The sequence below is a fragment of the Phycisphaerales bacterium genome, assembly GCA_040221175.1.
Taxonomy (GTDB): Bacteria; Planctomycetota; Phycisphaerae; order Phycisphaerales; family UBA1924; genus JAHCJI01.
This window is the reverse complement of record JAVJVK010000019.1, coordinates 70,332-94,729: the sequence shown is the minus strand read 5'-3', so window position 1 is coordinate 94,729 and position 24,398 is coordinate 70,332. Positions and strand designations below refer to the sequence as shown.

General features: G+C 65.6%; 24 protein-coding genes. 12 read left to right on the top strand and 12 right to left on the bottom strand.

What is annotated here, in order from left to right; all coding sequences use genetic code 11:
- Positions 1-149 precede the first annotated feature (149 nt).
- Complete coding sequence (locus RIE32_12665; protein MEQ9097105.1) at positions 150-1,514, top strand: DNA modification methylase; 1,365 nt, start codon at positions 150-152, stop codon at positions 1,512-1,514.
- Positions 1,515-1,534: 20 nt separating this feature from the next.
- Here the strand turns inward: RIE32_12665 and RIE32_12660 are convergent, their stop codons facing one another.
- Positions 1,535-1,948, bottom strand: a complete 414-nt coding sequence (locus RIE32_12660; GenBank protein ID MEQ9097104.1) for an HTH domain-containing protein — start codon at positions 1,946-1,948, stop codon at positions 1,535-1,537.
- 269 nt (positions 1,949-2,217) lie between these two features.
- Here RIE32_12660 and RIE32_12655 point away from each other — a divergent pair, with 269 nt between their 5' ends.
- Positions 2,218-2,784: a hypothetical protein gene (locus tag RIE32_12655; GenBank protein ID MEQ9097103.1), complete on the top strand. Its 567-nt coding sequence runs from the start codon at positions 2,218-2,220 to the stop codon at positions 2,782-2,784.
- 268 nt (positions 2,785-3,052) lie between these two features.
- Here the strand turns inward: RIE32_12655 and RIE32_12650 are convergent, their stop codons facing one another.
- The 8 genes from RIE32_12650 to RIE32_12615 form a co-directional block, all read right to left on the bottom strand.
- A complete protein-coding gene (locus tag RIE32_12650; protein MEQ9097102.1) occupies positions 3,053-3,958 on the bottom strand; it encodes a cation diffusion facilitator family transporter in 906 nt (301 codons plus the stop codon).
- A 6-nt stretch (positions 3,959-3,964) separates the two neighbouring features.
- Positions 3,965-4,474, bottom strand: a complete 510-nt coding sequence (locus tag RIE32_12645; GenBank protein ID MEQ9097101.1) for a hypothetical protein — start codon at positions 4,472-4,474, stop codon at positions 3,965-3,967.
- A gap of 2 nt (positions 4,475-4,476) precedes the next feature.
- The gene (locus RIE32_12640; protein MEQ9097100.1) at positions 4,477-7,713 is read right to left on the bottom strand and encodes an efflux RND transporter permease subunit; all 3,237 of its coding nucleotides are present in this window, start codon (positions 7,711-7,713) and stop codon (positions 4,477-4,479) included.
- A gap of 3 nt (positions 7,714-7,716) precedes the next feature.
- On the bottom strand, positions 7,717-9,189 hold the full coding sequence (locus RIE32_12635) for a hypothetical protein (GenBank protein MEQ9097099.1): 1,473 nt from the start codon (positions 9,187-9,189) through the stop codon (positions 7,717-7,719).
- A complete protein-coding gene (locus RIE32_12630) occupies positions 9,186-10,670 on the bottom strand; it encodes a TolC family protein (GenBank protein ID MEQ9097098.1) in 1,485 nt (494 codons plus the stop codon). Before RIE32_12630 ends, RIE32_12635 begins: the two co-directional genes overlap by 4 nt.
- Positions 10,671-10,755: 85 nt before the next feature.
- Positions 10,756-11,181, bottom strand: a complete 426-nt coding sequence (locus RIE32_12625; protein ID MEQ9097097.1) for a hypothetical protein — start codon at positions 11,179-11,181, stop codon at positions 10,756-10,758.
- 467 nt (positions 11,182-11,648) lie between these two features.
- Positions 11,649-12,248, bottom strand: a complete 600-nt coding sequence (locus RIE32_12620; GenBank protein MEQ9097096.1) for a response regulator — start codon at positions 12,246-12,248, stop codon at positions 11,649-11,651.
- Positions 12,245-13,417 (bottom strand): HAMP domain-containing sensor histidine kinase, encoded by a 1,173-nt coding sequence (locus RIE32_12615; GenBank protein ID MEQ9097095.1) that lies wholly within the window; start codon positions 13,415-13,417, stop codon positions 12,245-12,247. Before RIE32_12615 ends, RIE32_12620 begins: the two co-directional genes overlap by 4 nt.
- Positions 13,418-13,489: 72 nt before the next feature.
- Here RIE32_12615 and RIE32_12610 point away from each other — a divergent pair, with 72 nt between their 5' ends.
- Genes RIE32_12610 through RIE32_12580 form a run of 7 tightly spaced genes read left to right on the top strand, consistent with a single transcriptional unit; the run spans position 13,490 to position 20,400 of the window.
- Positions 13,490-15,433 (top strand): MFS transporter, encoded by a 1,944-nt coding sequence (locus tag RIE32_12610; GenBank protein ID MEQ9097094.1) that lies wholly within the window; start codon positions 13,490-13,492, stop codon positions 15,431-15,433.
- Between the two features lie 5 nt (positions 15,434-15,438).
- Entirely contained in the window at positions 15,439-16,515 is a 1,077-nt protein-coding gene (locus RIE32_12605; GenBank protein MEQ9097093.1) for a 3-oxoacyl-[acyl-carrier-protein] synthase III C-terminal domain-containing protein, read from the top strand.
- Positions 16,512-17,315: a ubiquinone/menaquinone biosynthesis methyltransferase gene (locus tag RIE32_12600; protein MEQ9097092.1), complete on the top strand. Its 804-nt coding sequence runs from the start codon at positions 16,512-16,514 to the stop codon at positions 17,313-17,315. Before RIE32_12605 ends, RIE32_12600 begins: the two co-directional genes overlap by 4 nt.
- Entirely contained in the window at positions 17,305-18,837 is a 1,533-nt protein-coding gene (locus RIE32_12595) for an FAD-dependent oxidoreductase (GenBank protein ID MEQ9097091.1), read from the top strand. The genes RIE32_12600 and RIE32_12595 overlap by 11 nt, the downstream gene beginning before the upstream one ends.
- Positions 18,801-19,256, top strand: coding sequence for an LEA type 2 family protein (locus RIE32_12590; GenBank protein ID MEQ9097090.1), 456 nt, complete (start codon positions 18,801-18,803; stop codon positions 19,254-19,256). The genes RIE32_12595 and RIE32_12590 overlap by 37 nt, the downstream gene beginning before the upstream one ends.
- Positions 19,253-19,642, top strand: a complete 390-nt coding sequence (locus RIE32_12585) for a hypothetical protein (GenBank protein MEQ9097089.1) — start codon at positions 19,253-19,255, stop codon at positions 19,640-19,642. Before RIE32_12590 ends, RIE32_12585 begins: the two co-directional genes overlap by 4 nt.
- Entirely contained in the window at positions 19,639-20,400 is a 762-nt protein-coding gene (locus RIE32_12580; GenBank protein ID MEQ9097088.1) for a YceI family protein, read from the top strand. The genes RIE32_12585 and RIE32_12580 overlap by 4 nt, the downstream gene beginning before the upstream one ends.
- 584 nt (positions 20,401-20,984) lie before the next feature.
- Here RIE32_12580 and RIE32_12575 read toward each other — a convergent pair.
- Entirely contained in the window at positions 20,985-21,323 is a 339-nt protein-coding gene (locus RIE32_12575) for a hypothetical protein (GenBank protein MEQ9097087.1), read from the bottom strand.
- Positions 21,324-21,551: 228 nt separating this feature from the next.
- On the opposite strand from RIE32_12575, the gene RIE32_12570 reads away from it, so the two are divergent.
- Positions 21,552-21,716 (top strand): hypothetical protein, encoded by a 165-nt coding sequence (locus RIE32_12570; GenBank protein MEQ9097086.1) that lies wholly within the window; start codon positions 21,552-21,554, stop codon positions 21,714-21,716.
- Here RIE32_12570 and RIE32_12565 read toward each other — a convergent pair.
- Complete coding sequence (locus RIE32_12565; protein ID MEQ9097085.1) at positions 21,710-22,096, bottom strand: type II toxin-antitoxin system death-on-curing family toxin; 387 nt, start codon at positions 22,094-22,096, stop codon at positions 21,710-21,712. The two genes, RIE32_12570 and RIE32_12565, sit on opposite strands and share 7 nt — an antisense overlap.
- Before the next feature lie 3 nt (positions 22,097-22,099).
- On the bottom strand, positions 22,100-22,327 hold the full coding sequence (locus RIE32_12560; GenBank protein MEQ9097084.1) for a hypothetical protein: 228 nt from the start codon (positions 22,325-22,327) through the stop codon (positions 22,100-22,102).
- A 793-nt stretch (positions 22,328-23,120) separates the two neighbouring features.
- On the opposite strand from RIE32_12560, the gene RIE32_12555 reads away from it, so the two are divergent.
- Together RIE32_12555 and RIE32_12550 are read left to right on the top strand one after the other, a co-directional pair.
- Positions 23,121-23,687 (top strand): hypothetical protein, encoded by a 567-nt coding sequence (locus RIE32_12555; protein ID MEQ9097083.1) that lies wholly within the window; start codon positions 23,121-23,123, stop codon positions 23,685-23,687.
- A 62-nt stretch (positions 23,688-23,749) separates the two neighbouring features.
- Positions 23,750-24,397 carry a hypothetical protein gene (locus tag RIE32_12550; GenBank protein ID MEQ9097082.1) on the top strand — a complete coding sequence of 216 codons (648 nt, stop codon included), beginning with the start codon at positions 23,750-23,752 and terminating at the stop codon, positions 24,395-24,397.
- Position 24,398: the final 1 nt, after the last annotated feature.

Sequence of the window (24,398 nt, the reverse complement as noted above, 5' to 3'; positions counted from 1 at the left end):
CGTCGTGCCCGCGTGCGGCCGAGGGCGCCCCAAGGCGGCGATACCCCGCCCTGGGGCGAGCAACGCGACACGGGCGAACGACGGGCCAACGGGCGGGCAAGCGGGCAACGGACCGAACACACGGCGCGAGGCGCCAAGGAGCGTGGACGATGACGAAGGTGGCGATGGACTCGAAGGCGGGGCTGGCGATCGAGATGCGGAAGCTGGCGGACATCGTGCCGTACGAGCGCAACCCGCGCGTGAACGACCAGGCCGTCGCGGCGGTGGCCGAGAGCATCACGCGGTTCGGCTTCCGCCAGCCGATCGTGGTGGATGGCGAGGGCGTGATCGTGTGCGGGCACACGCGGTGGAAGGCGGCGCAGTCGCTGGGGCTCGAGGAGGCGCCCGTGCACGTCGCGGCGGATCTCACGCCCGAGCAAGCGCGTGCCTACCGCATCGCCGACAACCGCACTTCCGAGCTGAGCGAGTGGGACCTCGAGCTGCTCCCGCTCGAGCTGGCCGGCCTGCAGGACCTGGGCTTGGACTGGAACCTCCTGGGCTTCGCCGAACGCGAGCTGCAGAAGCTGCTCGATCCCGGCGTCTCGGAGGGCGAGAGCGAAGCCGACAGCGTTCCGGAACCTCCCGACGAGGCGATCACCCAGCCGGGCGACCTGTGGATCCTCGGCGAGCACCGGCTGCTGTGCGGCGACTCGTCGAACGCCGACGACGTTCAGCGTCTGCTGGCCGGCGAGCCCGTGCAGCTGGTCAACTCCGACCCGCCGTACAACGTGGCCGTCCAGCCGCGCAGCAAGAACGCCTTCGTCACCGGGCAGACGAACTTCGCGCCACAGAAGCAGGGCAAGACCAAGCGCAGCCGGAACCTCGACGGCGACCGCAAGGCCGGGCCTGCCAAGGGCACCACGGCCAAGCTGCGGGCCAAGGACCGCCCGCTGGCCAACGACTTCGTGAGCGAGGAGGAGTTCGACCGGCTGCTCATGGCGTGGTTCCAGAACGCATCGGATGCGCTCGAGCCGGGCCGCGCCTTCTACATCTGGGGCGGCTATGCGAACATCGCCAACTACCCCGCCGCGCTCGAGGCCGCGGGGCTGAAGTTCGCCCAGCAGATCATCTGGCACAAGATGCACCCGGTGATCAGCCGCAAGGACTTCATGGGCGACCACGAGTGGTGCTTCTACGGCTGGCGGGAGGGGGCGGCGCACGTCTTCCTGGGCCCGAACAACGTCCCCGACGTCTGGCAGGTCAAGAAGGTCAACCCCACCAGCATGGTGCACCTGACCGAGAAGCCCGTCGAACTCGCGGTCCGCGCGATGCAGTACTCGTCGCGTCCGGGCGAGCGCGTACTCGACCTGTTCGGCGGCTCGGGCTCGACGCTCATCGCCGCCGAGCAGACCCAGCGGCGAGCGCTGCTGATGGAGCTGGACCCGCTCTACTGCGACGTAATCGTGAAGCGGTGGGAGCAGTTTACCGGCGCGAAGGCCGAACGAGAGAACGCCCCGGTGATGGCCGGGGCGTGAGGGGGTGCGTCGTGCTATCGCTACGCCTTGACCTTGAACCGCCCTCGCTCGACCTTGACGAACCGGGCGTCCTTGCCCTTGGTCTGGATCTCCCGCGTCATCGCGGCGTACAGCGTCGCGTGCGGCGTCTTGCCGCTGGTCTGCCAGCCCGCGGCGATGACGCGCTCGGCGATGGTCTTGGCCGCCAGCGGCTCGCCGGCGTTGGCCAGCACCTTCGCCGCGAGGTCGAGGCCGCTGGGCTGCTTGCCCCTGCGGGGCGTGGGCTTGGCGGGCTTCTTCGTCGCGGCGGTGACGGCGTTGGGCGCGGGCTTCTTCGTGGCCGGCTTCCTGGCCTGGGTTTTCGCCGTGGTCTTCGCGGGCGGCTTCTTCGTGCTCGCCTTCCTGGCGGGGCACTTGGTCGTGGTCTTCTTCGCGGTCTTCGTACTGGTCGGCATGGTCGTGTCCTCCGGCGTGGCCCCATGCCACGCGTTGGCACACATGACGCCCTCGCATCTCGCGCGAGGCAAGGCCCATCGCCGATCAATCGCACGCCGCAGGGGAAAGCGATGACGCGCGGGCCGCCTACCCCCACCCCCCCGGTTGGGTACTAGTCAAAACCATTGACAAACGCAGGTTGCCCGCGGTTCGCAATTCGCGTGCGAGTGGGCCGCGGAATCTTGATATCGCCGGTGAATCAGACAACTAGCCAGGATGAACCCGTGACATGCCCGACCTGCTCACCACATCGCAGCTCGCCGACCGCTTGGGGCTGGCCGCGTCGACGGTGCGCAAGTACGCCCAGGACGGCATGCCGCCCTCGGGTCACACGCCCGACGGCGGCCGGCTGTGGGACGAGGCCACCTGCCGCGCGTGGCTCGATGATCACGTCCTCGACACCGGCCACGGCGGCCGCCGCGAGGGCGCCGGCCGCAAGCCCGGGAGTTCACCGTCCAAGCCCTGGCACGCGCGGCAACCGACCGGAGCCTCCAGCATGACCCAGCAGGAGTACAACAAGGCCCGGGCGATCAAGGAGACCGCCATCGCCAACATGAAGGTGATCGAGCTGCGGAAGATGCAGGGGGAGCTGCTGCCCGTCGACGAGGTCAAGTCAAGTTGGAACGAAGCGCTCGGGATCGTCTGCCAGGCACTCGATGACCTGCCGCAGGCCATCTCCCAACAAGTCGTGATGGAGCTGGGGCTCGACAAGATGGGTTGGGATGCGGTACGGAGTATGGTTGAGGAGCAGGTGGGCGTGGCGAGGGCACGGATTCGGGAGCTGGCCCGCCGATGAATCTATGCGTTCACCCCGAAAGTGTTCTTGTGACGCTGAGCGTTATCAGATATGCTGGACGCAGTGCGTACCGTTGCATTCATCGGCGAGGAGGCCCACGTCGTCACCGACGAACTGACTGGCACGCTGCTGGTCGAGGCGACCAAGCCTGCCCGGGACTTTTGCTCCGGATCCTAATCAAACATGACAGTATGACTCTCTGGCCGCCAGGCGTGCCTTCACCCACGCGGGAGATTAAGCAGTGACAACGGACCGCCGGCTCCATGCGTCAGTGCTCGGGCAGCAGGCTTTCGTTCACGGCTCCGGCGGGTCGCACCTCGATGGTCGCGTGCTCGATGCCGAACCGCTCGGCGATGGCCGCCCGGGCGCGTTCACGGACGGCCTGGACGTCCTGCAGGGACGCGTCGGTCCGCATCTCTACGCGGACCTCCAGCGAGACGTGCTGCTCGTCGATCGGCCAGACGTGCAGGTGGCCCATCCCCTGCACGCCGCGGACGTCCGCGATCGTCCGTGCTATCTCCTCGATCGACAGCCCCTCGGGCACGCTCTGCATAAGGATTCGAATGCACCGCTTCATCGGCGACCACGACATCCACGCGATGTAGAGCGAGATCCCGATGGTCGCGACGATATCTGTCCAGAACCAATCGAACAGGATGATCAGGGTGCCGGTGATAATGACCGCCACCGAGGCGAGCGCGTCGGCGACGTTGTGAAGCAACGCGGCCTTAATGTTCACACTGTCCTTCGACATCGAGTAGGTGAGCACAGCGGTTGTGACATCAACGACCAATGCGATTCCCGCGACAATCACCACCATCCAGCCGTCGATCTCGGGCCGATCGAACGTACGAGTGATCGCCTCGATGAGCAGGTAGCCCGCAATGACCATGATGGACGTGAGGTTGATCAGTCCGCCCACAATTTCGGCGCGACCGTAGCCGAAAGTGCGCTGCGCATCGGCGGGACGCTTCGAGATCTTGCGCGCGACGAGCGCGAGCAGGAGGCCCGCCGCGTCGCTGAAGTTGTGCAGGGCATCGGCGACCAGAGACAGGCTGCCCGACAGCACGCCCCCGACGACCTGGGCCGCCGTCAGCAAGAGGTTGATGGCGACGGCCCAGGCGAGCCGGCGGGTTCCGAGATCGGATCCGTGATGTTGGTCGAGGTTGCTCACGAATGCTTACTGAAGCGGTACTGCGGCGGCCTGTCGTTCGCCGCTGGCGGTTTCGATCTCGATCCACAGGCTTGCCCCGTCGATGTTCTCCGGGGCCTCAGTCTGGCCGTGGAAGTGACCGTCGTGGGCGTCTGCTTTCGACTTCAGCGCGCCCGTCCCGGCCTCATCCCCAACCCAGAACCGCACGGCGGTGGGGACCGGTCCGGACTCGATGTCGAGGTCGAGGTACACCTCGGACGATGACGCGATGTCACCGGACGCCAAGACCGACAGCGTCGTACCGGCGATCGTCACGCTACCGAGCGAACGCATCTCGCCGTGGTCATGATCTTCGTGCTCGACGTATTCACCACCGTCATGGTCGTGCCCCTCGTGATCATCGCCGTCGTGTTCGTGACCGTCGTACGCAGAGTGGGTCTCGGCAGGCGGCTGCGAAGACTCCCCGCAGCCCGGCAAGGAGAGCGACAGGGCAATAGCCACGCCCGCGGCGGAGAGGAACTTGATGAGGTCGTTCATGGTCAGGACTCCTTCTTGGCAATGGTTCTGGGGCGGCGAAACACGCCGGCAAGACGGGACAACACGGATGGGCGGTTCGCGGGACGACGCTCGGGCTTGAGCCCGAAGACGAGCGAGTACCCCGCCGGGACAACGATGAGATTCAAGAACGTCGAGGTCAGCAGACCCCCAAGGGTGACGATGGCGAGGGGCGCGAGCAGTTCGCTGCCCGGCTCACCCGCGGCCATCGCCAGCGGGACAAGCCCGAGCGCCGCCGAGATCGCGGTCATCAGGATCGGCGCGAGCCGTTCCAACGATCCCTGCACGATGGCCTCACCAAGTGAGACGCCCTCCGCCTCCATGAGATGATTGTAATGGTTGATGAGCAGGATGCCGTTTCGTACGGCGATCCCGAAGAGGGTGATAAACCCAACCATGCTCGCGATTGAGATGACCGGTGGGATGTACGGTCCGCCGACACCGGCGAGCGCGAGTGTGTTGGCGATCGGCCCGCCGCCCTCGGTGATGTAGATCGCGGCGATACCCCCGATGAGCGCCAAGGGCATGTTGAGCATGACGAGCACAGCGGCCCGCATCGAGCCGGTGGAAATCTGGAGCAGCATGAGCATGATGAGCACGACCGCCACGCCCGCGACGAGAATCGTGCGTGACGCCGACTGTTGCGCCTCGAACTGTCCGCCGTAGGACACGGTCATGCCGGCTCGTTGGACGATGGGATTCACACGCTCCTGCACCTGCGTTACCAGGTCGCCCAGGTTGGATCCTTCGGCCACGTTGAGAGACACCACCGCCTTCCGCTGGGCGTTCTCTCGGGTGATGAGGTTGCTCGATCGCTCGGGGCCAATGTCAGCGACGTCGCTCAGGCGAACGGTTGCTCCGCCTCGACCACGGAGCAGCAGGTCGCGGACCTGCAGGATGGATTCACGCCCTTCGGGTGCGAGCCGGACGACGAGGTCGTACCGACGCACCCCCTGGTTCACGGTGTCCACGACCTCGCCGTAGAGGGCCTCGCGGACCTGCTCTGCGGCGTCGGCGGGGCTGAGGCCGACCGCCGCGAGCTCGGCGTGCCGGTAGCGGATAGGAAGGGACGTGATCAGGACCTCGCGGTTGGCATTCACATCGCGAGCGCCCGGCAATCCCTGGAGTTCTGCCTCGATCGCCTTGGCGACGTCGCGAAGCTCGGTGAGGTCCTCGCCGAAGACATTGATGGCGATCGCCGCGGGCGTACCGGACAGCACATGACTGAGGCGGTGCTCGATGGGCTGGCCGACCATCGTCGTGATCCCCGGGACGGCCCCGAGGATGCGGTCGATCCGCTCGCGCACCTCGAGGCGGTTGCTCCCCGCATCAACGGTGACCTCGATCTCGGAGTTGCTGACCGGCTCGGCGTGCTCGTCACGCTCGGCTCGGCCGGTGCGCCGTGATACGGATCGGACACCCTCGACCTGAACGAGTTGCTTCTCAACCTCTGTCGCGAGCCGGTCGCTCTCGACGATCGATGTCCCGGGCGGGGCGAGCAGGAAGACGGTGAATGTGCCCTCGTTGAACGATGGGAGGAACGAACTCCCAAACGTGCTCGCAAGCAGGAGTGCGCCCGCGGTGACCACTCCGGCAGCGCCGAGCACGCACGCCCGGTACCGGATTGCCGCCCGGAGCGAGGGCTCGTAAGCCCGTTTCAAGAGGCGAACAAGGAATCCATCGCGGTCCTCGTGCTTACCGCCGAGTTTGCCCTTGAGCAGGAACCGGCACATCGCCGGCACGACCGTCAGGGCGACGACCAATGAAGCGAGAATCGAGATCATATAGGTGAGTGCTAAGGGCTGGAAGAAGCGTCCTTCAAGCCCCTGAAGAAACAGCAGCGGCACGAACACCATGACGATGATGACCGTCGCGAAGACCATCGCCGGTCGGATCTCGTTGCTAGCGTCGAAAATGACCTCCGTAAAGTGACGCCTGTCGGCCTCGGGCATGGCCCGGTTCTGTTTCAGGCGTCGGAAGACATTCTCCACATCGATGATCGCGTCATCGACAAGCACGCCGATCGCAACCGTGAGACCGCCGAGCGTCATGACGTTGAGCCCGAGGTTCATCGCGTCCATCATCAGGAGCCCGACGGCCAGTGAGATAGGGATCGCGGTGAGCGTTATGAGCGTCGTCCGCAGATTCATCAGGAACAGGACGAGCACGATGAGCACGATAATGACTGCCTCACCAAGCACCTTGGTGACGTTGTGGACCGCTCGGTCGATGAAGTGCGACTGGCGGACAACATCTCGGTTGAGCACGACACCTCCGGGAAGCGTCGGCTCGATCTGATCGAACAGCGCATCAAGACTGTCCGTCAGGGCGAGCGTGTTGGTGCCCGGTGACTTCTGGATGGACAGCACGACAGCGGGCTCGCCCCCCTCAGAAGCGGTGCCTCGCTTGATCGCCGGCCCGAGGATGACCTCGGCGACTTGGCCGATCGTCACGGGCACGCCCTCGTGGTACTTGATGACGGTGTTGGCGATATCCTCGGGGCGCGTCACCCGGCTCTGCTGACGGATCGGGATCTCGAAGTTGTCGACGTTTACCAGGTAACCACCGCTGGCGGTGCTATGCGCGCCGCCCGCGGCCTCCACGACATCCGTGATGGTCAGATCGTAGAGCCTCAGCCGTTCCTGATCGACGTTGACTTGGTACTCGGGCAGTTCGCCGCCGATGGCGACGGCCTGCGCAACGCCTGGCACGGCGAGGATCTTGTTGCGCAGCTCGAACTCGCCGTAGGCGCGAAGCTGCATGGGGCTGACCGACCCATCGGGCGACGACAGTGAGATCAGCATGATCTCGCCGGCAATGGACGTGATGGGCGTGATGAACGGCTCGACATCATCGGGAAGGTTTTCCCGAGCGGTCACGAGCCGCTCAGAGACGAGCTGGCGTGCGTCGTAGAGATCAGTGCCCCACTCAAGATCCACCCAGACGATGCCCAGCCCGATGGCACTCGCGCTTCGGACTCGGCGGACACCCGTCATGCCGTTGACGGCGGTCTCAATGGGGAAGGTAACGTACTGCTCGACCTCGTCGGCGGCGAGCCCGCCAGACTCGGCCATGATCGTGACGGTCGGCGCGTTGAGCTCGGGGAACACATCAACGCTCATCTTTGGCAGGCGATAGCCGGCATAGCCGACGATCATGACCGCCGCGATGAGCACGAGGGTGGAGTAACGGAGTGAGAACTGGATGACGGCCTTCAGCATGGCTCAGTGCTCCTCTTCGTGGAACGTGCCATCGGCGTGGAAGTGGCCACCCTTCTGAATCGAACCGCTCGTTGCGAGCATGAGCTGGAAAGCACCGTCGAGAACAACCTCGTCGCCGTCGCGCACACCGCTGAGCAAGGCGACCCAGCGCCCGTCGTCGAGTCCAAGGTCAGCCTCCATGCGGATGGCCTCGTTCGGATTGCTGGGATTGCGCCGGAAGATGACGGGGGTGAGCCCGTCACGCTGCACAGCGGCGAGCGGGATGGCGAGTTCGGGCGCAGCCGTCGCGTCCGTCACGATCTCCAGCTGCGCCGAGACGCCGGGCCGGGCCCAGGGTCTGATTTCGTCGGGGACGACGAACAGTTCGAGCGTGCGGTCGTTCGGATCGCCGGCCAGCCCGAGCGAGATGGTGCCATCCATGGTCTCGCTCAGGGGCACGGCGCGTCCGGCGGCAGTTGGCGTTGGCGGCACGATCCGGGCAGTGAGACCAGATCGCAGCACGCCCAGATCGCTCTGCAGCCCGGACGCCCGGAAACGGAGCCGGTCGGGCTGCACGACGGTGATGACAGGCGTCTTCTCGTCAGCCCACGAGCCATTGGTCAGGCCGAGCATCTCCACGACGCCAGCCTCCGATGCGTCCACCTCGATCATCGTGATCGCGGCCCATCCCGGCTCGCTGCCGCGGGGCGTGTCGACCTGCATGGCAAGTTCGTCGCGAGGGCGCGAAACGACCGAGGAGGCTGCATCCAGCAGGTAGTCTCGCCGCAACCTGGCCGACCTGAGGTCGGCAACGGCCTGCTGCCGGTCCGCTTGGAGTTGGGCCTTTTTCTCCATCACGCTGGCAAGGTCGGCGCGGGTGCTCGCAAGCGACGCGCGGGCCTGGGCGAGTTCATCGATGCGGCCGCCGCCGGCCTCGCGGACCAATTGCAGCTGCGCGACCCGCTCGCTCCAGACCTCGACGCTATCGTCAAGGCTGTCCTCGTGCTGCTGGTGCGCCGCGAGCAGCGGCTCGAAGGTCTCAAGCCGGGTCTCGAGCCGCTCGATCTGCGCCTCGGCGTCGGCGAGTTGCTGCTGCATTTCCCGCCACGCGGGCGAGTCGAGGCGGTAGAGCGCCTGGCCCGCTTCGACCCGCTCGAACTGCTCGACGAGCAGCTCGACCCGCCCGGGCACGGCCGTGCGGTACTCGCGGCGCGCCGTCGGGAGGTACTCGAATCGGCCCGGCACTCGGAGGGTCTGCTCGACCCGCCGCCGCTCGACCTTGATAAAGCTGATGCCGAGGTTTGACCGAACCGCGGCCGGGATGGCGACACGGTCGGACCCGGTCGCCACGGCCTCAGCTTCCGAGGCGTGGTCGTGGTCGTTTCCCTCGCCATGCTCGGTCTCGCCGGAGGATAGCGAACCGCCATCGCAGGCGGCCAGTGTCAGCGGAAGAACTGCCGCGAGGGCGATCGCGATTGCCCGTTCCATAGTGTTCATGGGGATGCCTCCTCGGCGGGCGTGTCACCTCGCGCCGCGGTGTGTGGCGTGGTGGCGGTTTTGGTGTCATCGTCGGTCTTGGACTCGATAGGGGCCGAAGACTCCAGCTCTTCCGGGCCGAGCAGTCGAGTGATCTCGATGGCCGCGTCGGTCTCGGCCAGACGAACATCGAGCAGCCGACCCTTGGCCTCGAACTGCCGCGTGACGGTCTCAAGCAAAAGGAGCGTGTTGACCTCGCCAAGGTCGATCAGTTGCTCGACTTCGGATACCTGCTCGTCGAGCATCGGCACCAGGTCACGCTCGAACGCGTCTCGCTGCGTTCGCGCGGCGTCGTACATAGCACGGGCCATCGTGAGTTCGCGAGTCAGACGCTCGAAGGTTGTCTCGGCCGAGGCCCGAGCCACCTCACGGCGAGCCCTGGCGTCGGCGATGCCCCCCCGGTTGGCGTTGAGACTCGGTATGGGGATCGACACGCCAAGCAGAAGACGATCGTCGTTATCCTCGCTCCCATAGCCCGCGCCAATTGAAATGTCCGGATACTGCTTACGGACTTCCAGGCGGAGAGTCTCTTCGGCGATTTGATACTCGGCCCGGCGCACCGCGAGTGTCGTGTTGGCCCCGATGAGCCGTTCAATTGCATCGCCCGCCTCAGGGATCGATGGGGGCGGAATCGCCGGCAGCAACTCCACCGAAGCATCCGGCGAAAGCCCCATCAAACCGAGTAGTTCGACCCGGGCCCGGGCCTCTGCGAACACCGCCTCGGCGACATCCGCTCGGGTCTCGACCAACTCGGCGCGTAGGAGCCGAGCCTCGACCCGAGAAAGTTCTCCCGCTGTCTCCAGACGGTCGGTGATGGCGGAGATCTGCTTGACCTGACCCATCACCTCGCGCAACAAGCGGAGCCGCTCGGAGGCCGCAGACCACGACGCCCAGGCCGAGCGAACCGCGGCCCGCGTGCTCCACTCGGCATCGGCGATTCGCCTCAACTCAGCCTCGTACACCGCCCCGGCCCGATCCTTCTCGACGCCGAGCCGCCCCGAAATCGGGATCGTCAGGCTCAGCGTGAGCCCATACTCGAACGGCCCGGCGGGCGAGAGGATCTCCGCACCATCGAAGCCGAACTGAGGATCCTCCCACAGTCCTGCCGTTTCAAAGTTCGCCATCGCAACACCGCCATCGAGGCGAGCGAGACGGAGGTCCGGGTTATAGAACAGCGCGAGCACCTCGCCCTCTTCAGGGGAGAGCCCATCGTTCGGGTCAAACTTTTCCGGCACCTGGTTGCCGGCCTTGGCGAGCCGCTCAACAAAGTCTGAGATGGGTTCAGCGACAACCAGCCTTGCATCGATCGTGGCCCGGTGGTCGGCCAATTCCAGTGGCACCCGCTCGTACGACTGGCAGCCCGCAAGAGCTATCAGGGCCACCGCCGAACCGAGACCCGGCAGCATGGCCCGCATTCGACGCGGGCGTTTCAGATTGTCCATAGTTTGCAATCCCTGTCTGAGTCCAAAGCGATACCCGCCACAACGGTCCAAGCCGCCGCGGCACGCGCGAAGGAACAGGCAGGAATCAAATGGTCAGGCGAACACTGCCCACGATCGCGAGCCGGTGGACCCCACCGGGATCGAACCAGGGCGGCCGCTGGGGCGGCCCGCGCTGGCCGAGGCCGGCATCCTGGAGCGCGACGCCTCGGCTCGGAATCGGTACGATGGCAGGACTCGGGGCGTCGACGTCGCCGCCGCGCGGCAACGAAATCAGTTCTGCGATCTCTAGCTCGATGTCCGTGCAGCCGCAGTCGTGCTCGTGCTCGTCCACAGGGACAGGGAGCGCCCAGGTGCCGTCGTGGCTACAAGCCGACTCACAATGATTGGACTCGGTCGATAGGTGCTGGTGGCCGCCGCCGAGGCACAGCACGGCCATGCCTTCGACACCGCCCGCCAGCGCGTGAAAGGCGATGATCGCTGTGAGCAAAATGGCCAGTGGGCGAACGCTCATCTACTTCAAGTATACCTCGATGGACGGCGGTAGATTCTCAACTCTTTGCAATCACATGCTGGAAACTCTCGGCAATGCGGATGGCGCCCATTATTGAGACAAGCTTCGCGGCGTTTTCAACCGCGAGTTTCCTGACACTGAGAGGCCACTCTCAGGATCTGGAAGCCACCCCAGCAACAACCACGGCACCGATCACACTGACGAACAAATTGTGATTGCAATGCCGCGATGCTGTTCACATTGACGATCGGCTAGCCAGGCTGGCGCGGCCGACGTCCGTCCTCTGACAATAGCCGCATGTGAAGCGATGCCCGCCCTACGCTCACGGGTGCGCAGTACCGGGCCGCCTCGTCATCTGTCGAAGTCTTTCCGCGCTAAGAGTTTCCGAGAAGCTGCGCATGATCCCAATCATGGTGCTGAGCGGGACACCACAGACGAGAGACGCTTTGTGTCACACCCGTCGCCACTTACATATACAGGCTCAGGCGATAGTAGAGTGTGCGTTCGCTGATCCCCAACATGCTCGCCGCCGCCTTGCGGTTATCCTGGCAGCGCCGCAGCGCTTCGAAGATGAGATCCCTCTCGGCCTGCTCGATGTTGAGGCTGCGGCGACTGGCGATTGCCTTGGCGTCGTCGTCCAGGGCGCTGGGCTGGATGCTGGAAACGGGTGCCTGCACCTTTTTGCAGCGGGACCAGGCACGCTCGACGGCCTTCTCAAGGTCATCCAAGGCGACCGGCTTGGACAGAAAGTCGACCACGTCCATTCGGATCGCGCGCGAGGCCGCGTCGAGTGTGCCGTAGCCGGTGGCGATGACGACCGAGGTGGCCGGGTGGGCCTCGCGGAGTTCCTCGAAGTAGTCCATGCCAGACTCACCGCCCAGGTTGAGGTCGAGAAGGACGACGGCAAACGAGTGCTCCGTGAGTGCTTGCCGCGCCTGGGAGATGCTCGCCGCGAGGGTGACGCCGAATCCCATGCGGGTGAGCGCCTTCTCATACATCAGACGCTGGGCCGATTCGTCTTCGACGACCAAGATGCGGCGAGAAGGCGTGGCGTGCTCTTCAGTCACTGACGATCTCCGTCCTGATCAAGGGGCTCGTCGGTCGGAATGGCGAGGATGAACAGCGTCCCCTGGTCCGGTCCTGGGCTTTCGGCGCGGATCGTTGCACCGATGTCGGCGGCAATCGTGGTGGCGATGGAAAGTCCCAACCCGGTGCCGCCCTTGTCGCTACGCGTTGTGGCGAACGGGACGCCCAGGTTCTCGATGGCCTCTGCAGGCATCCCGCGGCCGTTGTCTCGAACGCGGAGCCACACTTCGCCGCCTGCGCGGGTGGCGTCGACGTCGATTCGCCCGTCGGGGCCGACGGCGTCGGCGGCATTGATGAGTAGCGTGAGCATGATCTGGCGAACATCGTCGCCCCGGGCGGTGATCGAGAGTGGCTTGTCGGGGCACGTGAACGCGTAGCAGGCCGCACGATCGGGGCGTGCAGCACGCGCGGTATCGACCGTCTCGGTGAGAAGCCGCTGGACGTCCAGTGTCTCGGGAGCCCGTGGGCTGCGGACCATCGACATCAATCGTTGGACGATGGCGCGGCAACGGATTGCTTCGCGGCGTATCACTCCGAGGGACTCGTGGAGTTCCTGCCTGCCGGCATCGTCGATCGGGCCCGAGATGGTGGCACGGAGCGAGAGCTCGGCCAGGCCCAGCATGGCGTTGAGCGGGTTGTTGATCTCGTGGGCGACATCGGCGGCCAACAGACCAACGCCGGCCATGCGTTCGCGGCGGAGGAGCTCGCGGTTCTTTTCCTCGATCTTGAGCGCCATGCGTGTGCTGAGCTCTTCGAGCTGGCTGACCACGCCGCCGACGTCACGTGGTTCGGGCGATGGCGACCCTTCGGCGCGTGCGACCATCGCATTGCGCAGCTCGCGGAGACGAACGATGACGCCACGCGTCGACCAGATCGAGAGCGCCATGCACACGGTCGCCGAAACAAGGCTCGCGCCGAGAACGAGAGCCAAGGTCTGCCGCCGGGTGGCCTGCGCCTGCGCCGGGGCGCTCAGCACGCCGGTATCGGCTTCTTCGTAAAGAGCCCGCAAGCCGGCGCGGATCTGCAGGATGCGATTGGTGCGTTCATCGGCGGGCATCGTGCCCCATGCGTCGCCGATGAGGTCGCGGATATCGGCTAGCACGCTCGCGGCTCGGCTTGCCTCCTCGGCCTGGTGTTCCTGTGAGGACACGTCGTCGTACTGCTCGGCGAGGTACTGGACGAGGTTGGACTCGGCTCGGCGCAGGCTCTCGAGGGAGCGCGAGTGCAGGCGGTCGTCGTCGTGGGCGAGCTCGGCGGCGGCGAGGGAGAGATCAACGTCGACAGGCTGGAGGCGACGCGCCTCGCCGAACTCCTCGGCGACTTGCCGAAGTTCCTCGTCTATGCGCGTGAGGCCATGCCAGGTAATGCCGGTCACGCTGAGCGGCAGCACCAGAATGAGGACCATGACGATGAAGAGCTTGACCTGGATGCCCACCGGCGACACCTCCTCGTGAGAGCGGATTGTGGCCTCCCCAAGCCGGCCCGTGGAGGCCACCGCAAACATTGCAGCCGCCTCGGATGCGACTTTGGCCAACCTGCATCCGAAGCTATAGGCATGATCGGTCGATCACCGAACCTGGCTGCCAACGAAACGCCCGCGAACGGGTGGCGAGCACTGGGCACGCTGGCGACCGTCACCCTGGCGGTGACGGTGATCGTGATGGACGGTTCGATCGTGAACGTGGCGCTGCCGACGCTGGCACGTGCCCTCGACGGTTCGAGCAACAGCCAGCTGCAGTGGATCGTCGACGCGTACATCCTCGCGTTCGCGGCCATCCTGCTCACCGCTGGCAGTGCGGCCGATCGGTTTGGGCGTCGGCGAGTCATGGTGCTGGGCCTGGTCGTGTTCGGGTTGATGTCGTTGGGCGGCGCGACCTCGCAGACCGCCGGCCAGCTCATCGCCTGGCGGGCCGCCATGGGCCTCGGCGCGGCGATGATCTTCCCCTCGACCCTGGCGATCATCACCGATACGTTCGCGGACCCAGCGCAGCGCCGGCGGGCGATCGCCGTGTGGGCGGGCAGCAGCGGGCTGGGTGTAGCGCTCGGGCCCGTTGCTGGCGGCTGGCTGCTCGAGCACTTCCACTGGGGCTCGGTGTTCCTGGTCAATCTGCCGGTGATCGCCGCGGTGCTCGCGGGCTCGGCCTTGTTCGTGCGTCCGTCGGCCGATCCCCGGCCACACCGCTTCGACCCCGCCGGCAATGTGCTCTCGATTCTGGCGATCTTCACACTGGTGTTCGGCTTGATCGAGGGGCCCGTGTACGGCTGGGGATCGTGGCACATCGCCGGAGCGCTGCTCCTCTCGGCGGTTCTTTGGACCTTCTTCGGGTGGTGGGAGACCCGCACGCCAGCGCCCATGCTGGATGTGCGGGTCTTCCGCCAGCACCGATTCACTGGCGCCTGCGTGGCGATCTCGGCGGCGTTCTTCGGCCTCTTTGGCTTTGTGTTCATGGTGACCCAGTACCTGCAATTCGTGCAGGGATACTCGGCATTGCAAGCCGGTGTGCGGACGCTGCCGTTCGCGGGTTTCATCCTGTGTGGCGCGGCTGTGGCGGCGCGGTTGGGTTCGCACCGGCGTCAGGGCTGGATCTCGGCCGCCGGCCTCGTGCTGATGGGCGTGGGCTTCGCGTGGGTCTCGCAAGACACGCAGCACACGCCGTACGAGACCCTGGTGTGGCAGATGTCACTGCTTGGTGTCGGACTCGGACTGGTGAACGCGGCGGCAACCGAAGTTATCATGAACGCGCTGCCCGCGAGCAAGGCGGGCGTGGGCTCTTCTATCAATGACACAACACGGGAACTCGGCGGCACGCTGGGTGTGGCCGCGATGGGCAGTGTTTTCAACGGCGTGTACCGCCAGAACATCACCGACGGCTTTGTTGGCTCCCCCATGCCTGCCGACGCGGTGGAAGCGATGCGTCACTCTCTTGGCGGCGCGATGGTTGTGCTCGAACGGGTGGAGCAGGTGGCCGGCACGGCCGCGGGCGTGGCGGCGCGTGTTCCGGTTGTCGGTGCGTTCGAAGGGGGCTTCCACGCCAGCGCTTGGGTCGCGTGCGGCGGCGCGCTCGCGGGTGCGGCCCTGGCTGTGTGGTTGATGTCGGGAGTGGGGCGCTCCAGCAATGCCGCACTCTCTCCGGCCGTCGAAACCAGGATCGGCCAAGGAGCGTGAAGTCCATGAGCAACGGACACATCAACATCCTGGCCACCCACACCGCGCTGCCTCCGCTTCGGCACTCCGGCCCCGCGGTCGAGCAAGCGTTCGAGCGGTGGCTGAGTGGCAGCGACCGAGCCACGCAGGTCAAGGGCATGCGCATCCTGCGCAACGCCGGCGTCGAGGCGCGGCACTCGTTCCTGTCACTTGAGGAAATCTTTACGCCCTGCGGGCTCACGGAGTCTTCGGCACGCTATCGCGAGCACGCGATCGAGCTGGGAACCAGGGCCGTGGCAGATGCGCTGGCGAAGGCCGGGGTGAAGCCCGAAGACCTCGACGTGCTGATCACCACTTCGTGCACGGGGTACATGATCCCCTCGGTCGACGCGTACATCGCCGATGCGCTGGGCATGCGACCCGACCTCGTGCGGCTGCCGGTGACCGAGATGGGCTGCGCGGCGGGCGCTTCGGCGCTTATCTATGCAGCCGAGATGCTCACTGGCCGGCCGGGGCGCAAGGCTGCGGTACTGAACATTGAATTCCCATCGAACACGATGCAGCATAACGACTACTCGATGGACAACATCGTGGGAGCGGCGCTGTTCTCCGACGGCATCGCCTGCACGATCGTGGCCTGTGAGGAGGCGCCTGGCCCGGTCGTCATCGAAGACTGGTACATGCACCAGGTGTTCGAAACCACCGGGCTGCTGGGCTACCACCTCACCGACACCGGCCTGTTGATGAACCTCGATCCGACCCTGCCCGACGTCATCGGGCGCAACCTCCAGGGTGCCACAGCGCCGATGCTGGATCGCAACGGCCTGGCTCTGAGCGACATCGGGCACTTCGTGATCCACCCTGGCGGTGTGAAGATCCTGGACCGGATCGAAGAAACTCTGTCCACGTTCGGAGGCAACGTCGATCTGGCTCGCCGCGTCATGCGGCAGTACGGCAACATGAGCTCGAGTACGGTGGTGTTCATCCTCGACGCCCTGCTGAACTCGACCCCCTCGCCCGGGCCGACGCTCATGATGAGTTTCGGCCCGGGTTTCAGTGCGCACCAACTCCTGATCCGGCTTGGCCGGGGAGCATCGTCATGACACACGCGATTCACGACAACCAGGCAAAGCTGAAGTTGATCCACGACACCGGGTTCGACCGCTACTTCGAGGCCAACGACTGGGCGGGGTACAACCGCCAGTTTTTCGACAATCTGGCCGACAAGTACGACGCGACCAACGTGCTGCACTCGCTGGGTACCAAGGGGAAGTTCGATCGCAAGGCCGTGTCGCGAATGCCGATCCGCCCGGGCTCGCATGTGCTGGACGTGTGCACGGGCAGCGGCGACATCGCGATCCTGATGGCCCGCGCTCATCTGGACTTGATGGTGACGGGTGTGGACGCCTCGACGCGGATGCTCGAGGTCGCGCAACGCAAGGCCGCTGGTTTGCTTGGGCAGATCAACTTCCGGCCGGGAGACGCGCTTTCGCTCGACTTTCCCGACGACAGCTTCGACGGGGCGGTCATCAGCTTCGGACTGAGGAACCTTTCGAGCCTCGAGGCCGGGCTGAAGGAGTTGCAACGCGTGGTCAAGCCCGGCGGGTTCGTGTGCAACATGGACCAGGGCAAGCCGCGCAACATGCTGTTCCGGGCGATCTACGAGGTGCAATTCAAACGGGTGGCCCCCATCCTCGGAAAGCTCATCTTCCACCGCGGCGAGTACAACTCGTTCCGCTACCTGCCAGAGTCGAACAAGTACTTCCCCGATCAGCGAACGCTCGCGGGCATGTTTGAGGAGCTGGGCTACGAAGACGTGAAGGTTCACGAGTACTGGATGGGAGCGGTTGCCCAGCACGTGGCTCGCGTTCCCGACAACAAGGCGGCCAAGCATGATGCGTGATGTTCTCATCGTGGGCGCCGGGCCCGTTGGCCTGACGCTGGCCCACCTGTTGGCGAAGCACGGCCTCCGTGTGACGCTGCTCGAGCGGGGCCACTCCCCAGTCGCACGGCTGGGTGCGGTGTCAGTGGACGACGAGTGCCTGCGTATCTGGCAGGCCTGCGGCCTTGGGCCGGACCTGGCAGGCGCCTGGGCATCGGGCCAGGCAGGCAGCGTGATCTGCCGGTACTCCGATGGCGTTGGTCGTGAGTTCCTGAGCCTGCGTCAGCGGCACAGCGACCTGGGGCACCCCCACGCGGCCGTCATCGACCAGGACATGGCGAGCGCCATCCTGTGGCAGAAAGCCATCGACCATCCGAGCATCGACCTCGTTCCAGGCACGGCGTTCGAGAATCTCTCGCAGCATGAGTGTGGCGTAGAAGTTTCTGCCAAGGTGGGCGAAGCGACAGGTTCCTTCACGGCGCGATGGGTCGTCGCGTGCGACGGCGCGACCAGCGCTGTGCGGCAGCACCTCGGAATTGCTATGCCGACGAAGAACCTGCCCCAACCCTGGCTCGTGGCGAACATCACCGACTCGAGCAATGACCACTGCGTGCGCATCGGCTGTGCGTCTGGGGCCGCGTCGGTGTCGGTGCCGCTACCGGGCAATCGCCGACGCATCGAGATGATGCTCACCCCCGAGCAGGCCGCGGGACTGGACGCATCGGCCGTGATGGAGCACCTCCATAGCGTCTGGCCTGCGGTAACCAACGCCGAGCTGATCGACTTCGCCGTCATGCGATTCCGGGCCGGCATGGCCGAGCGGTGGCGCGAGGGCCGTGTCTTCCTGGCAGGCGACGCGGCGCATGTGACGCCCCCCTTCGCGAGCCAGGGGCTGGCGACGGGGCTCCGCGACGCGTCCAACCTCGCGTTCAAGCTCGCGGGCGCGACGCAGGGCTGGCTGCCGCAATCGGTGCTGGAAACCTACGAGGCCGAACGCCGACCCCACCAGCGGAAGATGATCAACCTCGCCCTCCGGTTGGGCTGGTTGATGTCGCCAGCAAACCCGGTGCTCGGAACGCTTGCCCACAAAGCAATCGGGCTAGTCGGTCGCTCTTCGGCGATGCGTAGTCGCTTCGAGATGCGTGGGCCCGATCTGCGGCCGGTGTACAACAGCACGCTGGTCGGCTCGGGCCCGCTCGCGGGGGGGTACCTGCCCCAGCCTCGCGTGGAAGTCAGGAACGGGCAGGGCATCGCGTTCGACGCGCTGCTCGGCCCGCGTATGACCTGGCTGCAGCTTGGTTGCGATGGCCGGCCGGGCGAGGTTGACCACGTGCCGCTCAGCCTGGGCGACGTGCTGCTCGTCGAGGGACGCGACTTCATTGACAGGGAGCGCAAGCTCCAGCATCGCTTCGGGCCCGGGGCGCTCGTGCTCGTTCGGCCCGATCGCATCGTGCATTCGCATTCCAGCTCCGCGCCACGGCGCGTTTGGGGCGCATGGAGGACACCATGGGAATCTCGACTCGAACCGTTGCCGGCCTCGTGATGCTCACGGCTGGCAGCTTGCTGACTGGCTGCGTGGCCAACAGCTCGAACCCGACGGTGGCCGTTCGTCGTGCCAGTATGACCGACGACGCCGCATCGATCGCGCTCACCCTGGGCAACCCGGGCGGGCGGCGGCTGACGATCAACCGCGTCGACTACGAGCTCTCGCACGGCGAGATGGCCCTGCCAGTCGCCAGCGGGTATTGGACCGGCGATGTCGATCTACCGGCGGGCGGCGAGGCGGAGCTCACGCTCGACATCAAGTTCGATGAGCCCCCCCTCGAGCCCGACTCGACGCTGCTGCACCTGAGCGGCGTGCTCGGCCACAAGGACCACACGGGATTCCTCTGGCTCAAGTCCATGGACCTTGGCGAGACGGCGTTCAAACTGGATGTTCAGGCAGAGGGAGAATCGCGATGAGCGTGACCGGGCATCGGCAATGGCCACGGTTGCTGCTGGCGGCGGGGCTCGGGCTCGCCGTCGCGCCGGTGCTGGTGTGGGCGGCGACGGGGCACGAGGGCTACACGCGATGGCCCGACGCGAAGCTCGCCGCCTCGGACACGGCAACGTCGGAAGAGGACCTCGACCTCTTCGAGGACATCGGCCTGACCACCGAGGAGGACGCGATGGCCCAGCCGGACATCGAGAGCCGCTTCGCGCTCGGGCTGCTGCCCGGTGGGTTTACACCGAGATACCTCGTGTCCGTCGCGTCCGTGGCGACCGTCGGGCTCGGCCTGTGCAGCGTTGGCGCCATCGCGATGCGTCGCGGGCGTCATTGCGTGCTACTCAAGGAGAAACAACCATGAATCCGATTCGTGCAATTGTGGCGACGAGCGCCGTGGTGTCGATTGCGTGCGCGGTGCTCGCGCAAACCGTCCAACAGCAAGCTGTCGAAACCGAGGCCATCCAGCCCACCCCCCACAAACCCCACGAGCCCCAGGCCCCAGCCGAAGTGGCCGAGAAGGGCACGCTCTACTACACGCTCAGCGGCAAGGAGGCCCAGGTGCTGTTCACTTCCAAGGCCCCGCTGGAGAACATCGTCGGCAAGAGCAACAAGGTGGTGGGCTACGCAGTCGCGGGGCCGGCGGACAACCCCGCGAAGCTGGTCGCCGCCCACTGGGTGCTGCCGGTCGAGTCGATGGCCACCGGTATCCCGCTGCGCGACGCGCACATGGCGGGCAAGGAATGGCTCGACGGCGAGTCACACCCGACCATCGAGTTCAAGCTCGCGAGCGTCGAGGGCATCAAGGAGATCAAGCGCGGCAAAGGCTTCTCGACCTGGAACGCCACGCTCGTGGGCGATATGACGATCCGAGGCGTCACCAGAAAACTGCGCGTAACGGACGCCCGCTTGTCGTTCCTGGACGCATCCGATCGCACCGCCAGCATCGCCCCGGGCGACTTGCTGTTCGTCAAGACCAGTTACGCCGTGAAATTGTCGGACTTCGGCATGACTCATAAGGACGTACCAGACAAAGTGGCCGACGAGATCCAGCTCGAACAGACCCTTCGACTTTCAACGACGAGACAAGAGGTCTCGGCGAACGCGGAGCACAACCGGTGATCTCTTGCCCAACGCGAGGCGGCCGAGAGTAGATACCGCACTCCCCAGATAATCGTCACGAACCGAATGGCTACATGTATCGAATCCGAATAATCAGTACCACGGCAGAGCGGAGGTACTCTAAGAACTCGCTCAATACGCGAATGCCCCGAATTCGGGACTCGGGGTACCGTTGCAGACGACTCACCTTAAACCCATTGCTCTGGATTCAACAGGCCGAAAGACGCGGCGGGAAGAGGTTGTTCGGCGGGTCAACACACTCGATACACTCCGCCGACTCCTGGCGATCGCAGAGACACGCCGCCCTATCCATTGCATTGCGCCTTTGAGACGGTTACGCTCGGGGAGCTTGCAAGGCCCGCGTCCTTTGGATGCGGGCCTGTTTGTTTACTGGCTCGGGGCCAGAAGCGGCCCCACTGGGGCGACGGGGCGGGGGTTGGGGTCTCTCGGCTTTTGGGAGAGAACTGTGGGTGGCGGGCGGAACCCGAGGCGAGGAGGGCCGGCGGGGACGAGACTTTCGCGCTCTCTGGGTGGCGGTTAACGGAGCGGAGAAGATTGGGTGCCTGAGGCGGCAGTTTCGAGAATCAGTAATACTCGCGAACGTACCCGTACGCCCGCTCGAACAGCTCGGTGTCGTGGTGCAGCTTGTACTTCAGCAGCGTCTTGCGCAGTTCGATCCGAATCTGGCGTTCGTCAGCGTGCGTGTCCTGACAGCCGTCGAATCGCACCGCCCGCACGATCTCATCCATGTCGTCGACCACGCGCTTGACCGTGATGGGCGTCTCGCCGTTGCGGGCCTCTCCGAAGAGCTCGGTGAGCGCCGTGCGGCCCTGGTCGATCTCTTCTTCCTCGAGCGTCTCGCGCTCCATGCGGACGACGTCCTTGGCCGAGTCGAGCAGGGCCTTGAGGAAGTCGATGCTCACGAGCAGGCCCTGCTCCTGACGCTCCTTGATCGCTTCGAGCGCTCGGCGAGTTCCTTGTACTTGGGTTGCTCGCGTGCTTGCACAGCCGGGCGGTGAGCTTGATGGTAACTTCCTTGGCCTTGCCGTCGGGGTTCTTCGTGCCGAGCACGGCCTCAAGCAGATCGGCGTCGAGCAAGAGCGTGTCAACGTCGTCGCGCAGGGCGTCGACGTGCACGTTCTCGTGGATGAGTGCTCGACCTGTTCGGTGGCAGCGGCTCGACGCTTATCGCCGCGGAGCAGACTCAGCGCCGGGCCTTGCTGATGGAGCTGGCCCCCTTGTACTGCGATGTGATCGTGAAGCGGTGGGAGCGGTTCACGGGCAAGAAGGCCGAGCGAGAGGGAGCAACTCAGTGAGCGCGTTCACGGAAGAACACGGCGACCTCGGCTTTGTCGGCCTTACCCGAGGCGACAGCCACCGTGATGTCGTACAGCCCATCCTCATCGGCCTCGATCTCCACGCCGTTCACTTCCAGGAAGACGATGGCCGACGCAGCGCCGGTCCGCTTGTTGCCATCGATGAACGGATGGTTGCTCACGACGTGGAACAGGTACGCGGCGGCCATCTCGAAAAGGTCAGCGTGCAGGTACGAGCCCGCGAACGTCGCACGCGGCTGTTCAAGTGCCGAGAGCAACAAGCCAACGTCGCGGGTTCCGTCCGCACCGCCGTAGGCTTTGATCAGGCTGCGGTGCAGCCGCAAGACCTGGTCGACGTGGAGAAAGACCGGATCGACCATGACTTACTCGGCGAGCCGCTTCATGGCCTTGCCAAAGCGCTTATGGACGCGATCGACCGCTTGCTCGAAGCGTCGCTCGATCTCGGGATCTCGAACGGGCGTGAGCACGAGCGAGCGCCCATCGGAGATGACCTCGAAGGGCGTGTCCGGGCTGGCACGCAGCAGGTCGAGAATCGGCTTGTCGATGATCATGGCGTAGCTGTTGCCGTGCTTGATCAGGTTCTTGACCATAGTGGCCTCCTTGACAGGGAATACTACCGTATATACGGTGTGTTTCCAGCCGGGGTTCAGCCGAAGCGTCGGCCCGGGGGCAGACCGGGTGGGTGCGGTGCGGTTACCGGGCCGGTGGGGCCGGCATCACGCTTTGGCTGTGAAACGGCCGCGCTCGACCTTCAGGAAGCGAGCGTCCTTTCCCTTGGTCTGGATCTCTCGCGGCGTAGAGCGTCGCGTGCGGCGTCTTGCCGCTGGTCTGCCAGCCCGCGGCGATGACGCGCTCGGCGATCGTCTTGGCCGCCAGCGGCTCGCCGGCGTTGGCCAGCACCCTCGCCGCGAGGTCGAGGCCGCTGGGCTGCTTGCCCTTGCGTGGCGTGGGCTTGGCGGGCTGCTTCGTCGCGGCGGTGACGGCGTTGGGCGCGTGCTTCTTCGCGGCCGGCTTCTTTGCCCGGGTTTTCGCCGTGTTCTTGGCGGGCGTCTTCTTCTTGCTCGCCTGCTTTGCGGAGCGCTTGCCGTGGTCTTCTTCGCAGTCTTCGTACTGGTCGGCATGGTCGTGTCCTCAGCGTGGCCCCATGCCACGCGTTGGCACACATGACGCCCTCACATCTCGCGCGAGGCAAGGGCCATCGCCGATCAATCGCACGCCGCAGGGGAAAGCGATGACGCGCGGGCCGGCTACCCCCCCGGTTGGGTACTAGTCAACACCTTTGACAAACGCAGGTTGCCCGTGGTTCGCATTTCGTGTGCGGATGGGCCGCGGAATCTTGATATCGCCGGTGAATCAGACAACTAGCCAGGATGAACCCGTGACATGCCCGACCTGCTCACCACCTCGCAGCTCGCCGACCGCCTGGGGCTGGCCGCGTCGACGGTGCGCAAGTACGCCCAGGAGGGCATGCCGCCCGCGGGCCACACCCCGCATGGTGGGCGGCTGTGGGACGAGGCCACCTGCCGCGCCTGGCTCGATGATCATGTCCTCGACACCGGCCACGGCGGACGGCGAGAGGGCGCCGGCCGGAAGCCGGGAAGTTCACCTGCCAAGTCCTGGCACGCACGGCAGCCCACCGGAGCCCCCAGCATGAGCCAGCAAGAGTACAACAAGGCCCGGGCGATCAAGGAAACCGCTATCGCCAACATGAAGGTGATCGAGCTGCGGAAAATGCAGGGCGAACTGCTGCAGGTCGACGAGGTGCGGGCGAACTGGAACGAGGCGCTGGGCGTCGTGTGCCAGGCCCTCAACGACCTGCCGCAAGCCATTGCCCAGAGGGCGGGGTCGCAGTTGCAATTGGATAAGCAGGCCTGGGAAGCCCTGCGCGCGGTGGTCGAGCAGCAGGTCGCGGAGGCCAAGGCCCGGATCCGGGAACAGGCGAAGCGGTGAAGTTTGTCGCCGACGGCAAAATGCCCTTGTGAAATTGGGCGTTATCGGCTACGCTGGGCATGATGCGAGCCGCCCTCTGTTTGGCTTTGATCTGGTGCGCACCCCTGGCCGCTCTTGCGCAGGACCGGGTCCACCTGCCCGCCGAGGTCGACCTGGCCCGGCTGGTCGATCTTTCGGCCGAGCGGCTCGGCCTGCGGATCGCCTACGAACCGCGGCAGTTGGCCGGCAGCTTCATGGTCCGCAGCGGCGATGGGGTGGACGACGAGGGGCTCTGGGCCCTGACGAACGAGCTGCTCGTTCAGAAGAACCTGACCACGATCTCCACCGGCGACGGGCTGGCCATCGTGCAGCTCAACGGCGCCGGGCGGCTGGCGACGCCGATCGAACAATGGGCTATCGAGCAGACCGACTCAGGACCGCGACTACGCACGGCCGGCCGGGCCGGGTATGTCGCGATTGTGTATGACATCAAGGAGGCCGACCCAGAGACACTGATGTCGGCCGTTCAGCCGCTGCTGAGCGCGGGTGGATCCGTGACCCGGCTGGGCGATAGCGATCGCGTGATCGTGGCCGATCTTCGTGACCGGGTCGGCCGGGTCGTGTCGCTCATGCAGGCCCTGGACATTCGCACGACCGTGACGCGGTCGTACGAGCCTCGGGTCTTTTCTCCAGGAGAAGTGGGCGAAGCCGTCAAGCGGCTCATCGGTTAAG

Excerpts from the sequence above, each read along its gene's own strand:
- RIE32_12630 (MEQ9097098.1), bottom strand. The coding sequence starts at position 10,670 with ATGGACAATCTGAAACGCCCGCGTCGAATGCGGGCCATGCTGCCGGGT.
- RIE32_12665 (MEQ9097105.1), top strand. The coding sequence starts at position 150 with ATGACGAAGGTGGCGATGGACTCGAAGGCGGGGCTGGCGATCGAGATG.
- RIE32_12655 (MEQ9097103.1), top strand. The coding sequence starts at position 2,218 with ATGCCCGACCTGCTCACCACATCGCAGCTCGCCGACCGCTTGGGGCTG.
- RIE32_12600 (MEQ9097092.1), top strand. The coding sequence starts at position 16,512 with ATGACACACGCGATTCACGACAACCAGGCAAAGCTGAAGTTGATCCAC.
- RIE32_12585 (MEQ9097089.1), top strand. The coding sequence starts at position 19,253 with ATGAGCGTGACCGGGCATCGGCAATGGCCACGGTTGCTGCTGGCGGCG.
- RIE32_12605 (MEQ9097093.1), top strand. The coding sequence starts at position 15,439 with ATGAGCAACGGACACATCAACATCCTGGCCACCCACACCGCGCTGCCT.
- RIE32_12595 (MEQ9097091.1), top strand. The coding sequence starts at position 17,305 with ATGATGCGTGATGTTCTCATCGTGGGCGCCGGGCCCGTTGGCCTGACG.
- RIE32_12555 (MEQ9097083.1), top strand. The coding sequence starts at position 23,121 with ATGCCCGACCTGCTCACCACCTCGCAGCTCGCCGACCGCCTGGGGCTG.
- RIE32_12645 (MEQ9097101.1), bottom strand. The coding sequence starts at position 4,474 with ATGAACGACCTCATCAAGTTCCTCTCCGCCGCGGGCGTGGCTATTGCC.
- RIE32_12580 (MEQ9097088.1), top strand. The coding sequence starts at position 19,639 with ATGAATCCGATTCGTGCAATTGTGGCGACGAGCGCCGTGGTGTCGATT.
- RIE32_12635 (MEQ9097099.1), bottom strand. The coding sequence starts at position 9,189 with ATGAACACTATGGAACGGGCAATCGCGATCGCCCTCGCGGCAGTTCTT.
- RIE32_12550 (MEQ9097082.1), top strand. The coding sequence starts at position 23,750 with ATGCGAGCCGCCCTCTGTTTGGCTTTGATCTGGTGCGCACCCCTGGCC.
- RIE32_12560 (MEQ9097084.1), bottom strand. The coding sequence starts at position 22,327 with ATGGTCAAGAACCTGATCAAGCACGGCAACAGCTACGCCATGATCATC.
- RIE32_12660 (MEQ9097104.1), bottom strand. The coding sequence starts at position 1,948 with ATGCCGACCAGTACGAAGACCGCGAAGAAGACCACGACCAAGTGCCCC.
- RIE32_12640 (MEQ9097100.1), bottom strand. The coding sequence starts at position 7,713 with ATGCTGAAGGCCGTCATCCAGTTCTCACTCCGTTACTCCACCCTCGTG.
- RIE32_12590 (MEQ9097090.1), top strand. The coding sequence starts at position 18,801 with ATGGGAATCTCGACTCGAACCGTTGCCGGCCTCGTGATGCTCACGGCT.
- RIE32_12625 (MEQ9097097.1), bottom strand. The coding sequence starts at position 11,181 with ATGAGCGTTCGCCCACTGGCCATTTTGCTCACAGCGATCATCGCCTTT.
- RIE32_12565 (MEQ9097085.1), bottom strand. The coding sequence starts at position 22,096 with ATGGTCGATCCGGTCTTTCTCCACGTCGACCAGGTCTTGCGGCTGCAC.